The sequence below is a fragment of the Erwinia sp. MYb416 genome, assembly GCF_037479575.1.
GTDB classification, from domain to species: domain Bacteria; phylum Pseudomonadota; class Gammaproteobacteria; order Enterobacterales; family Enterobacteriaceae; genus Erwinia; species Erwinia rhapontici.
In genome coordinates this window covers 557,811-570,116 of the sequence record NZ_JBBGYT010000439.1, presented here as the reverse complement: position 1 = coordinate 570,116, position 12,306 = coordinate 557,811, and the positions used below count along the sequence as shown (strand labels likewise).

At 55.7% G+C, this 12,306-nt stretch carries 9 protein-coding genes and 1 pseudogene; all 10 read left to right on the top strand.

Going from position 1 to position 12,306, the window contains the following annotated elements; all coding sequences use genetic code 11:
• Positions 1 to 33 precede the first annotated feature (33 nt).
• Positions 34 to 1,847, top strand: a pseudogene (nuoC, locus tag WH277_RS21305) (NADH-quinone oxidoreductase subunit C/D).
• 2 nt (positions 1,848 to 1,849) lie between these two features.
• Positions 1,850 to 2,365: an NADH-quinone oxidoreductase subunit NuoE gene (gene nuoE, locus WH277_RS21300; protein ID WP_133841401.1), complete on the top strand. Its 516-nt coding sequence runs from the start codon at positions 1,850 to 1,852 to the stop codon at positions 2,363 to 2,365.
• Positions 2,362 to 3,702 carry an NADH-quinone oxidoreductase subunit NuoF gene (nuoF, locus tag WH277_RS21295; protein ID WP_133841402.1) on the top strand — a complete coding sequence of 447 codons (1,341 nt, stop codon included), beginning with the start codon at positions 2,362 to 2,364 and terminating at the stop codon, positions 3,700 to 3,702. The genes nuoE and nuoF overlap by 4 nt, the downstream gene beginning before the upstream one ends.
• Before the next feature lie 50 nt (positions 3,703 to 3,752).
• Positions 3,753 to 6,479, top strand: a complete 2,727-nt coding sequence (gene nuoG, locus WH277_RS21290) for an NADH-quinone oxidoreductase subunit NuoG (RefSeq protein WP_133841403.1) — start codon at positions 3,753 to 3,755, stop codon at positions 6,477 to 6,479.
• Positions 6,476 to 7,453, top strand: coding sequence for an NADH-quinone oxidoreductase subunit NuoH (nuoH, locus tag WH277_RS21285; RefSeq protein ID WP_133841404.1), 978 nt, complete (start codon positions 6,476 to 6,478; stop codon positions 7,451 to 7,453). The genes nuoG and nuoH overlap by 4 nt, the downstream gene beginning before the upstream one ends.
• Positions 7,454 to 7,466: 13 nt before the next feature.
• Complete coding sequence (gene nuoI, locus WH277_RS21280; RefSeq protein ID WP_048915455.1) at positions 7,467 to 8,009, top strand: NADH-quinone oxidoreductase subunit NuoI; 543 nt, start codon at positions 7,467 to 7,469, stop codon at positions 8,007 to 8,009.
• Between the two features lie 10 nt (positions 8,010 to 8,019).
• On the top strand, positions 8,020 to 8,574 hold the full coding sequence (nuoJ, locus tag WH277_RS21275; protein ID WP_133841405.1) for an NADH-quinone oxidoreductase subunit J: 555 nt from the start codon (positions 8,020 to 8,022) through the stop codon (positions 8,572 to 8,574).
• On the top strand, positions 8,571 to 8,873 hold the full coding sequence (nuoK, locus tag WH277_RS21270) for an NADH-quinone oxidoreductase subunit NuoK (protein WP_133841406.1): 303 nt from the start codon (positions 8,571 to 8,573) through the stop codon (positions 8,871 to 8,873). The genes nuoJ and nuoK overlap by 4 nt, the downstream gene beginning before the upstream one ends.
• On the top strand, positions 8,870 to 10,708 hold the full coding sequence (gene nuoL / locus WH277_RS21265) for an NADH-quinone oxidoreductase subunit L (RefSeq protein WP_200642942.1): 1,839 nt from the start codon (positions 8,870 to 8,872) through the stop codon (positions 10,706 to 10,708). The genes nuoK and nuoL overlap by 4 nt, the downstream gene beginning before the upstream one ends.
• Before the next feature lie 71 nt (positions 10,709 to 10,779).
• Complete coding sequence (gene nuoM / locus WH277_RS21260) at positions 10,780 to 12,300, top strand: NADH-quinone oxidoreductase subunit M (protein WP_133841408.1); 1,521 nt, start codon at positions 10,780 to 10,782, stop codon at positions 12,298 to 12,300.
• Positions 12,301 to 12,306: the final 6 nt, after the last annotated feature.

Sequence of the window (12,306 nt, the reverse complement as noted above, 5' to 3'; positions counted from 1 at the left end):
CGCCAACACTGAGTGCCTGTCTGACAGGCCAGAATGGTGAACAACTTATGACAGATTTAACCACGCAAGATCTCGCTCAGCCGTTATGGCAAACCCGAGATCACCAGGATGACCCGGTGATCGGCGAGCTGCGTAATCGTTTTGGGCCTGATGCCTTTACCGTGCAAGCAACCCGTACCGGCGTGCCGGTAGTCTGGGTGAAACGTGAGCAGTTGCTTGAGATTATTGAGTTCCTGCGCAAGTTGCCTAAACCTTATGTGATGCTGTATGACCTGCATGGCATGGATGAGCGCCTGCGTACGCACCGTGCCGGATTACCGGCGGCGGATTTTTCCGTTTTCTATCACTTCATCTCCATTGAACGCAATCGCGACATCATGCTCAAGGTGGCGTTGTCTGAAAACGATTTGAATGTGCCAACCATCACCAAAATTTTCCCGAATGCCAACTGGTATGAGCGTGAAACCTGGGAGATGTTTGGTATCAATGTCGAGGGCCACCCACACCTGACGCGCATCATGATGCCGCAGACCTGGGAAGGGCACCCGTTGCGTAAAGACTATCCGGCGCGTGCGACCGAATTCGATCCTTTCGAGCTGACCAAGCAGAAAGAGGATCTGGAGATGGAGTCCCTGACCTTCAAACCAGAAGACTGGGGCATGAAGCGTTCGACCAACAATGAGGACTTCATGTTCCTCAACCTGGGTCCGAACCACCCATCAGCGCACGGTGCTTTCCGTATCATCCTGCAACTGGACGGCGAAGAGATCGTCGACTGTGTGCCGGATATCGGCTACCACCATCGTGGTGCGGAAAAAATGGGCGAACGCCAGTCCTGGCACAGCTACATTCCGTACACTGACCGTATCGAGTATCTCGGCGGCTGCGTCAATGAAATGCCTTATGTACTGGCGGTTGAAAAACTGGCAGGTATCAAGGTGCCAGAACGCGTTGAAGTGATTCGCGTGATGCTTTCAGAGCTGTTCCGTATAAACAGCCATCTGCTGTACATCTCTACGTTTATTCAGGACGTCGGTGCTATGTCTCCGGTGTTCTTTGCCTTTACCGATCGCCAGAAAATTTATGACGTAGTGGAAGCTATTACCGGTTTCCGTATGCATCCGGCCTGGTTCCGCATTGGCGGCGTGGCGCATGACCTGCCGAAAGGCTGGGAACGCTTGCTGCGTGAGTTCCTCGACTGGATGCCAAAACGTCTGAAAGCTTACGAACAGACGGCGTTGAAAAACTCCGTGCTGATTGCCCGCTCCAAAGGTGTTTCTGCCTACAACATGGAAGAAGCGCTGGCCTGGGGCACCACCGGTGCTGGTCTGCGTGGTACGGGGCTGGACTTTGACGTGCGTAAATGGCGCCCGTACTCCGGTTATGAAAACTTCGATTTCGAAGTGCCAATCGGAGACGGCGTGAGCTGTGCTTACACGCGTGTGATGCTGAAGATGGAGGAGATGCGCCAGAGTATGCGCATTCTGGAACAGTGCCTGAAGAACATGCCAGCAGGCCCGTTCAAAGCCGACCATCCTCTGACCACACCGCCGCCGAAAGAGCGCACGCTGCAACATATCGAAACCCTGATCACTCACTTCCTGCAAGTGTCGTGGGGCCCGATTATGCCGGCCAACGAATCCTTCCAGATGATTGAGGCGACCAAAGGGATCAACAGTTACTACCTCACCAGTGATGGCAGCACCATGAGCTACCGCACCCGCGTGCGTACGCCAAGCTTCCCGCACTTGCAGCAGATCCCTTCGGTGATCAACGGCAGCCTGGTATCCGACCTGATCGTATACCTCGGTAGTATCGATTTTGTTATGTCAGACGTGGACCGCTAATTATGCACGATCAAAGAATTGCGATCGAAACGATCGATGAAACCGGGGCTTTTGTGCTGAGTGCGGCAGAGCGCGACGCCATCGAGCATGAAAAGCACCACTATGAAGACGCGCGTGCGGCTTCCATTGAAGCGCTGAAAATTGTCCAGAAACAGCGTGGCTGGGTGCCGGACGGTGCAATCCACGCCATTGCTGATGTGCTGGGGATCCCGGCCAGTGATGTGGAAGGGGTGGCAACGTTTTACAGCCAGATCTTCCGCACTCCGGTGGGCCGCCATGTGATCCGTTATTGCGATAGCGTGGTTTGTCATATTACGGGCTTCCAGGGGATTCAGTCGGCGTTGGAAAGCAGCCTGAATATCAAACCGGGTCAGACCACGGCGGACGGGCGCTTTACGCTGCTGCCAACCTGCTGTCTCGGCAACTGCGACAAAGGGCCGGTGATGATGGTGGATGAAGATACCCACGTTCATCTGACGCCGGAAGGTATCGCCAACTTACTGGAGCAGTATCAATGAGACAGATCGTGCGTACTGCCGAAATGCATCCGCTGACCTGGCGCATGCGTGAAGACAAACAGCCGGTATTCCTCGAAGAGTACCGCAGTAAGAATGGTTATGCCGGGGCTGAAAAAGCGCTGAAATCCCTGTCGCCGGAAGAGATTGTCAGTCAGGTTAAAGATTCGGGCCTGAAAGGGCGTGGCGGTGCAGGTTTCTCCACGGGTCTGAAGTGGAGCCTGATGCCAAAAGACGAATCCATGAACATCCGTTACCTGCTGTGTAACGCGGATGAAATGGAGCCGGGCACCTATAAAGACCGTCTGCTGATGGAGCAGATGCCACACCAGCTGGTGGAAGGCATGCTGATCAGCGCGTTTGCACTGAAAACCTACCGTGGCTACATCTTCCTGCGCGGTGAGTACATTGAGGCGGCCGTTAACCTGCGCCGTGCCATTGCGGAAGCGACCGAAGCGGGTCTGCTGGGTAAGAACATTCTCGGCACGGGGTTTGACTTTGAGCTGATTGTGCATACCGGCGCGGGGCGTTATATCTGCGGCGAAGAGACCGCACTGATTAACTCACTGGAAGGGCGTCGCGCTAATCCGCGTTCCAAGCCGCCATTCCCGGCTTCTGCGGGTGCCTGGGGCAAGCCGACCTGCGTTAACAACGTAGAGACGCTCTCTAACGTACCGGCCATTATCGCCAACGGCGTTGACTGGTACAAAGGGATTTCTACCAGCGAAGATGCCGGTACCAAAATGATGGGCTTTTCCGGTCGTGTGAAGAACCCGGGCGTATGGGAGCTGCCGTTTGGCACCACCGCGCGCGAGATCCTCGAAGAGTATGCCGGTGGCATGCGCGATGGCCTGAAGTTCAAAGCCTGGCAGCCAGGTGGCGCAGGTACGGACTTCCTGACCGAGTCGCACCTCGATCTGCCGATGGAATTTGCCAGTATTGGTAAAGCCGGTAGTCGTCTGGGTACGGCGCTGGCGATGGCCGTCGACCACGAAATCAACATGGTGTCGCTGGTGCGTAACCTTGAAGAGTTTTTTGCCCGTGAATCCTGCGGCTGGTGTACGCCATGCCGCGATGGCCTGCCGTGGAGTGTGAAAATTCTGCGCGCGCTGGAAAATAAACAGGGACAGCCGGGGGATATTGAAACCCTGCTGCAACTCTGCCGCCAGCTTGGCCCGGGTAAGACCTTCTGTGCGCATGCGCCTGGTGCAGTAGAGCCACTGCAAAGTGCCATTAAATATTTCCGCGAAGAGTTTGAAGCGGGTATGGCACCCCAGGTATTCAGCAACGCGCACGCGATTAGCGGCATCCAGCCCAACCTTTTAAAGGCGCGCTGGTAAGCAAAGTTTAACGCCCGTGTTCGCACGGGCCTTACGGAAGCATGTTCACTATGGCTACAATTCATGTAGACGGTAAAGAATATGATGTTGATGGCGCAGACAACCTCTTGCAGGCCTGTCTCTCCCTCGGCTTAGATATTCCTTATTTCTGCTGGCACCCGGCGCTCGGTAGCGTCGGTGCCTGCCGCCAGTGCGCGGTGAAGCAATTTCAGAATGCCGAAGACACCCGTGGCCGCCTGGTTATGTCCTGCATGACCCCGGCGTCTGACGGCACCTTTATTTCGATCGATGATGGCGAAGCCAAAGAGTTTCGCGAAAGCGTTGTCGAGTGGTTAATGACTAACCACCCGCACGACTGCCCGGTATGTGAAGAGGGCGGTAACTGTCACCTGCAAGATATGACAGTGATGACCGGCCACAGCTTCCGTCGTTATCGTTTCACGAAGCGTACCCACCGTAATCAGGATCTCGGTCCGTTCATTTCCCACGAAATGAACCGCTGCATCGCCTGTTACCGCTGCGTGCGTTACTACAAAGATTACGCGGATGGCACCGACCTCGGTGTCTACGGCGCGCACGATAACGTCTACTTCGGTCGCCCGGAAGACGGCGTACTGGAAAGCGAATTCTCCGGTAACCTGGTTGAAATTTGTCCGACCGGCGTATTCACGGATAAAACGCACTCTGAGCGTTATAACCGTAAGTGGGATATGCAGTTTGCACCGAGCATTTGCCAGCAGTGCAGCATCGGTTGTAACACCAGCCCGGGTGAGCGCTATGGCGAACTGCGTCGTATTGAAAACCGCTACAACGGTACTGTAAACCACTACTTCCTCTGCGACCGTGGTCGTTTCGGCTATGGCTACGTGAACCTGAAAGACCGTCCACGCCAGCCGATGCAGCGTCGCGGTGATGACTGGATCGCGCTGAATGCTGACCAGGCAATGCAGGGCGCGGCGGATGTGCTGCGCCAGGCGAAGAAAGTGATCGGCATTGGTTCCCCGCGAGCCAGCGTAGAAAGCAACTTTGCACTGCGTGAACTGGTCGGTGCAGAAAACTTCTCCACCGGCATTGCGGCGGGAGAGCAGGCGCGCCTGGATCTGATGCTGAAAGTATTGCGCGACAGCGGAATTCATACTCCGGCGCTGCGCGAAATTGAAAGCTACGATGCGGTGCTGGTGCTGGGTGAAGATCTGACCCAGACCGGAGCGCGCGTTGCACTGTCAGTGCGTCAGGCGGTGAAGGGCAAATCCCGTGAAATGGCTGCCGCACAGAAAGTGGCAGACTGGCAGATTGCCGCCATCCTGAACATCGGGCAGAACGCGAAGCATCCCCTGTTTGTCACCAACGTTGACCAGACCCGTCTTGATGACATTGCCGCCTGGAGCTATCGCGCCCCGGTGGAAGATCAGGCGCGTCTTGGTTTTGCCGTTGCGCATGAACTGGATGAAAGTGCGCCTGTCGTTACGGATATTGATAAGTCACTGGCAGGCAAAATTGACGTCATCGTTCAGGCATTAGCCGGGGCGAAGAAACCGCTGATTATCTCCGGGACTAACTCCGGCAGCGAAGCGATGATTCAGGCGGCCGCTAACGTGGCAAAAGCACTGAAGAATCGCGGTGCTGATGTAGGTATTACCCTGCTGGCAACCGCGACGAACAGCGTGGGTCTTGGCCTGATCGGTGGGAAATCCCTTGATGTGGCATTGTCCGAGCTGGAAAGCGGTGCAGCAGATGCCGTGATTATCATGGAAAACGATCTCTACCGTCACCTGCCAAAGGCGAAGGTGGATGCTGCGCTGGCCCATACGCCAAACGTGATCGTACTCGATCATCAGCGTACGTCGACCACGGAAAAAGCCGGTCTGATCCTCTCCAGCGCCAGCTTTGCTGAAAGCGACGGTACGGTAGTGAATCAGGAAGGCCGCGCACAGCGCTTCTTCCAGGTTTATGACCCTGCCTACTACGACGAAAAAGTACAGATGCTGGAAAGCTGGCGCTGGCTGCATTCGCTGCAAAGCACGATTAACAGCCGCGAAGTGGACTGGAGCCAGCTCGATCATGTGATCGATGCCTGCGTAGCGGCGTTGCCACAGCTGGCTGGGATTAAAGAAGCGGCACCTGATGCCAGCTTCCGTATTCGTGGTCAGAAACTGGCACGTTCACCTAACCGTTCGAGTGGGCGTACTGCAATGCGCGCCAACATCGACGTGCATGAGCCGCGTCAGCCGCAGGACAAAGACAGCATGTTTGCCTTCTCTATGGAAGGGAACAACCAGCCGTCTGCAGCACGTTCGCAAATTCCGTTTGCCTGGGCACCAGGCTGGAACTCACCTCAGGCATGGAATAAATTCCAGGCGGAAGTGGGCGGAAGCCTGCGTAATGGCGATCCAGGCGTGCGTCTGATCGAAGCGGGGGCCACACAGCTGGGCTGGTTCGACACGGTACCTGCTGCCTTCACTGGCGTGAACGATGCCTGGCGTGTGGCACCGTATTTCCACCTGTTCGGCAGCGATGAAATGACTCAGCGCGCCCCGGTTATTCAGCAGCGTATGCCAGAAGCCTACCTGATGGTTAATCCGGATGATGCGGCGAAGCTTGGGGTGAATGTCGGCACGGCCGTTGAGTTTACTTGCCAGGGCGAAACACTGCGCCTGCCAGTACGCTTCTCCAGCACGTTGCAGGCAGGGCAGGTGGGTTTGCCACTCGGTTTACCGGGCATTCCACCGTTCCTGGCGGGTAGCAACATCGACAATCTGCGGGAGGCAGTACAATGAGCTGGCTGACACCGGAAGTTATCGACGTGCTGATTGCCGTCGTAAAAGCGCTGATTATCCTGTTTGTGGTGGTCGGTTGTGGCGCCTTTATGAGCTTTGGTGAGCGCCGTCTGCTCGGCCTGTTCCAGAACCGATACGGGCCTAACCGTGTCGGCTGGGGCGGTTCCCTGCAGTTGGTCGCTGACATGATCAAAATGTTCTTTAAAGAGGACTGGATCCCGCCGTTTACCGACCGCGTGATTTTTACCCTCGCTCCTATGATTGCTTTTACCTCGCTGCTGCTGGCGATGGCGATTGTGCCGGTGACCTCCACCTGGATGGGCGCCGACCTGAACATTGGTCTGCTGTTCTTCCTGATGATGGCGGGTCTGGCGGTGTACGCGGTGCTGTTTGCCGGCTGGTCGAGTAATAACAAATACTCGCTGCTGGGCGCAATGCGTGCCTCTGCGCAGACCCTGAGCTATGAAGTGTTCCTCGGTCTGTCGTTGATGGGCGTGGTCGCACAGGCGGGCTCATTCAACATGGTCGACATTGTTAACAGTCAGCAGCATCTGTGGAACGTGATCCCGCAGTTCTTAGGTTTCCTTACCTTCTGCATCGCCGGTGTTGCGGTCTGTCACCGCCATCCGTTTGACCAGCCAGAAGCGGAACAGGAACTGGCCGACGGTTACCACATTGAATATGCCGGGATGAAATTCGGCCTGTTCTTTGTCGGTGAATACGTCGGTATCGTGACCGTTTCATCACTGATCGTCACGCTGTTCTTCGGCGGCTGGAACGGTCCGTGGTTGCCACCGATTTTCTGGTTCGCGATTAAAACGGCATTCTTCATGATGATGTTCATTCTGATTCGTGCTGCGTTACCGCGTCCGCGCTATGACCAGGTGATGTCGTTCGGCTGGAAAGTCTGTCTGCCGTTGACGCTGTTGAATCTGCTGGCGACTGCCGCAGTCATTCTGTACACGGCGCAGTAAGGGGTTTAAGAACATGACATTAAAAGACCTTGTCGTTGGTTTCGGGACAACCGTACGCAGTATCTGGCTGATAGGCATGAATGCCTTCGCCAAACGCGAAACCATGATGTATCCGGAAGAGCCGGTTTATCTGCCACCACGCTACCGTGGCCGTATTGTGCTGACGCGCGATCCGGATGGCCAGGAGCGCTGTGTTGCCTGCAACCTGTGTGCTGTTGCCTGCCCGGTAGGCTGTATTTCTCTGCAAAAAGCAGAGATGGCGGATGGCCGCTGGTATCCGGAGTTCTTCCGTATTAACTTCTCGCGCTGCATTTTCTGTGGCCTGTGTGAAGAGGCTTGCCCGACCACTGCGATTCAGCTTACCCCAGATTTCGAACTGGGTGAGTTCAAGCGTCAGGATCTGGTGTATGAAAAAGAACACTTGCTGATTTCCGGCCCGGGTAAATACCCGGAGTACAATTTCTACCGGATGGCGGGTATGGCGATCGACGGTAAAGACAAAGGCGACGCTGAAAACGAAGCCAAACCTATCGACGTCAAGGGCTTGTTACCTTAAGGAGCCAGGCATGGAATTTGCTTTTTATGTTAGTGGTCTGGTAGCGGTGCTGGCGACGTTGCGCGTCATCACTCATACCAACCCGGTACATGCGTTGCTGTACCTGATTATTTCTTTGCTGGCCGTTTCAGGAGTGTTCTTTTCGCTCGGCGCCTACTTTGCGGGCGCGCTGGAAATCATTGTTTATGCCGGTGCGATTATGGTGCTGTTCGTCTTCGTGGTGATGATGCTGAATCTGGGCGGCCAGGAAGTCGAGCAGGAGCGCCAGTGGCTGAAACCGAGTATGTGGATGGGGCCGGCTGCGCTCTCCCTGGTATTGCTGGTGGTGCTGGTTTATGCCATTAGCGGCATTAATGACCAGGGCATCGACGGCAAGATGATCGATGCGAAAGCAGTGGGTATCAGTCTTTTCGGTCCGTATGTTCTGGCCGTTGAGCTGGCATCGATGCTGCTTCTGGCGGGTCTGGTAGTGGCCTTCCACATCGGGCGCGAACAGCGTTCTGGTGAGGTTCTGAGCAACCGTCCGGGTGATGCGGCGAAAAGTAATAAGGAGGAGCGGGTATGATCCCTCTACAGCATGGACTTATTCTGGCAGCCATCCTGTTTGTCCTTGGACTGACAGGCGTGGTGATCCGCCGCAATCTGCTGTTTATGTTGATTAGTCTCGAAATCATGATTAACGCCGCAGCACTGGCGTTTGTGGTGGCGGGAAGCTACTGGGGACAGGCCGACGGTCAGGTGATGTTTATCCTGGCAATCAGCCTGGCCGCGGCTGAGGCCAGCATTGGCCTGGCGCTGCTGCTGCAGCTCCATCGTCGTAGCCAGACCCTCAACATTGATAAAGTGAGCGAGATGCGCGGATGAACCTTCTCTATTTAACTATCCTGTTTCCGCTGATTGGCTTCTTACTGCTGGCGTTCTCCCGTGGCCGCTGGTCAGAGAATCTGTCTGCTACCGTGGGGATGGGATCGGTCGGCCTTGCGGCGCTGGTGGCGGCATATGCAGGTATCGACTTCTTCAATAACGGCCAGCAGGTATTCAACCAGGCGCTGTGGACCTGGATGCAGGTGGGTAATTTCAAAATTGATGTCAACCTGACGCTGGACGGCCTGTCGCTGACCATGTTGTCGGTGGTCACTGGCGTTGGTTTCCTGATCCACATGTTTGCGTCCTGGTATATGCGGGGAGAAGAGGGCTACTCACGCTTCTTCGCCTACACCAACCTGTTTATCGCCAGCATGGTCGTACTGGTGCTGGCCGATAACCTGATGCTGATGTATCTCGGCTGGGAAGGGGTGGGTCTCTGCTCTTATCTGCTGATTGGCTTCTATTACACCAACCCGAACAACGGCGCGGCGGCAATGAAAGCCTTTATCATCACCCGTGTGGGCGACGTGTTCCTGGCATTTGCGTTGTTTATTCTCTACAACGAGCTGGGTACGCTGAACTTCCGCGAAATGATGGAGCTGGCACCACAGCACTTTGCAGCGGATAACCACATGCTGCAGTGGGCGACCCTGATGCTGTTAGGCGGGGCGGTCGGTAAATCTGCACAGCTGCCGCTGCAAACGTGGCTCGCTGATGCAATGGCTGGCCCGACGCCGGTTTCTGCTCTGATTCACGCCGCCACGATGGTTACCGCGGGTGTTTACCTGATTGCCCGTACGCACGGCTTGTTCCTGATGACGCCGGAAGTGCTGCATCTGGTCGGCATTATTGGTGCGGTCACGCTGGTACTGGCCGGTTTTGCCGCGCTGGTGCAAACCGATATCAAACGCGTGCTGGCTTACTCCACCATGAGCCAGATTGGTTATATGTTCCTGGCGCTGGGTGTTCAGGCCTGGGACGCGGCGATCTTCCATCTGATGACCCATGCGTTCTTTAAAGCGCTGTTGTTCCTCTCGTCTGGTTCGGTGATCCTTGCCTGCCATCACGAGCAGAACATCTTTAAGATGGGCGGTCTGCGTAAAAGTATCCCGCTGGTGTATGTCTGCTTCCTGGTCGGGGGGGCCGCGCTGTCTGCGCTGCCGCTGATCACCGCAGGCTTCTTCAGTAAGGATGAGATCCTGGCGGGTGCGCTGGCTAACGGTCATCTGAATCTGATGATTGCCGGCCTGGCAGGGGCGTTTATGACCTCCCTCTACACCTTCCGTATGATCTTCATTACCTTCCACGGGGAAGAAAAAATTCACGCTCATGCTGGCAAAGGGATCACTCACCATCTGCCGCTGATTGTCCTGTTAATTCTCTCAACCTTTATTGGTGCGATGATTGTTCCACCGCTGAAAGGCGTGTTGCCTGAGACCAGTGAACTGGCGCACGGTAGCGTGCTGACGCTGGAGATTGCGTCTGGCGTAGTGGCGATTGTGGGCATCCTGCTGGCAGCTGCTCTTTGGCTGGGTAAACGCACTCTGGTGACGGCAATTGCCAACAGCGCAGTAGGGCGTTTCTTCAGTACCTGGTGGTTTGCAGCCTGGGGCTTCGACTGGCTGTATGACAAAGTCTTTGTGAAGCCTTATCTCGGCGTGGCCTGGCTGCTGTCGCGTGATCCGCTGAATTCACTGATGAATATTCCTGCTTTGCTGGCGCGTGGCGCTAACAAGGGCCTGGTCGTCAGTGAGAATGGCTATCTGCGCTGGTATCTCGCCTCCATGAGCATTGGTGCCGTTGTGGTGCTGGCGCTGCTGCTGGCGCTCTAAAGGTTTGTGAGTGGGGTGGGGCAGAGCCACACCCTATAAAGAATAAAAATCGCAATAAAGGGAAAACCGCCATGTTATTACCTTGGCTAATATTCATCCCGTTTGTCGGTGGGTTACTATGCTGGCAGCTGGAGCGCTTCGGGCCTAAGCTGCCACGCTGGATTGCACTGATCGCAATGGGGCTGACGTTTGTGCTCTCGCTGCAACTGTGGCTGCAGGGAGATTACTCACTGACTCAGGCGGCGGGCTTGCCGCAGTGGCAATCTGAGTTTTCCGTGCCGTGGATCCCACGCTTCGGTATTGAGTTCCATCTGGCCCTGGATGGTCTGTCGCTTCTGATGGTGGTGCTGACCGGCCTGTTAGGCCTGATGGCTATTCTCTGCTCGTGGAATGAAATCGAGAAATGGCAGGGTTTCTTCCATCTGAACCTGCTGTGGATCCTCGGTGGCGTAATCGGCGTGTTCCTGGCAATGGACATGTTCCTGTTCTTCTTCTTCTGGGAGATGATGCTGGTGCCGATGTACTTCCTGATCGCACTCTGGGGCCACAAAGCCTCTGACGGGAAGACGCGTATTTCTGCTGCCACCAAGTTCTTCATCTACACCCAGGCCAGTGGTCTGGTGATGCTGATCGCCATTCTGGCGCTGGTGTTTGTGCACTACAACGCAACGGGCGTATGGACGTTTAACTACGAACTGCTGCTGAAAACCCCAATGACGCACGGCGTGGAATACATGCTGATGCTGGGCTTCTTCATTGCGTTCGCGGTGAAAATGCCGGTGGTACCGCTGCACGGCTGGTTACCGGATGCGCACAGTCAGGCCCCTACGGCAGGTTCTGTTGACCTGGCGGGGATCTTGCTGAAGACCGCGGCCTATGGCCTGCTGCGTTTTGCCCTGCCGCTGTTCCCGAATGCCTCTGCCGAGTTTGCACCGATTGCCATGTGGCTGGGGATTATCGGGATCTTCTACGGCGCATGGATGGCGTTCTCGCAGTACGACATCAAACGTCTGATTGCCTACACCTCGATTTCCCATATGGGCTTCGTGCTGATTGCTATCTACACGGGCAGCCAGCTGGCGTTCCAGGGTGCCGTCATCCAGATGATCGCGCATGGTCTTTCCGCTTCTGCGCTGTTTATTCTGTGTGGCCAGCTGTATGAGCGCCTGCATACCCGCGATATGCGTCAGATGGGCGGCCTGTGGTCACGTATCAAGTGGTTGCCGGGCCTGTCGCTGTTCTTCGCCGTTGCTAACCTGGGGATGCCGGGCACCGGTAACTTCGTCGGTGAGTTTATGATCCTGACGGGCAGCTTCCAGACTGTGCCGGTGATTATTGTCATCGCCACCTTTGGTCTGGTGTTCGCGTCGGTGTACTCGCTGATTATGATGCAACGCGCTTACTACGGTGCGCCGAAGTCAGAAACGCCGCTGCGGGGGATGTCTGCACGTGAGTTCCTGATGATCATGGTGCTGGTGGTCCTGCTGGTGTTGCTGGGTGTTTATCCGCAGCCGATTCTGGATACCTCTCATGCTGCGATGAGCAATATTCAGCAGTGGTTTACTGCTTCAATTTCAACTACAAGGCCGTAATTCGCC

Coding starts and splice junctions, on each gene's coding strand:
- nuoE (WP_133841401.1), top strand. CDS start 1,850: ATGCACGATCAAAGAATTGCGATCGAAACGATCGATGAAACCGGGGCT.
- nuoF (WP_133841402.1), top strand. CDS start 2,362: ATGAGACAGATCGTGCGTACTGCCGAAATGCATCCGCTGACCTGGCGC.
- nuoG (WP_133841403.1), top strand. CDS start 3,753: ATGGCTACAATTCATGTAGACGGTAAAGAATATGATGTTGATGGCGCA.
- nuoH (WP_133841404.1), top strand. CDS start 6,476: ATGAGCTGGCTGACACCGGAAGTTATCGACGTGCTGATTGCCGTCGTA.
- nuoI (WP_048915455.1), top strand. CDS start 7,467: ATGACATTAAAAGACCTTGTCGTTGGTTTCGGGACAACCGTACGCAGT.
- nuoJ (WP_133841405.1), top strand. CDS start 8,020: ATGGAATTTGCTTTTTATGTTAGTGGTCTGGTAGCGGTGCTGGCGACG.
- nuoK (WP_133841406.1), top strand. CDS start 8,571: ATGATCCCTCTACAGCATGGACTTATTCTGGCAGCCATCCTGTTTGTC.
- nuoL (WP_200642942.1), top strand. CDS start 8,870: ATGAACCTTCTCTATTTAACTATCCTGTTTCCGCTGATTGGCTTCTTA.
- nuoM (WP_133841408.1), top strand. CDS start 10,780: ATGTTATTACCTTGGCTAATATTCATCCCGTTTGTCGGTGGGTTACTA.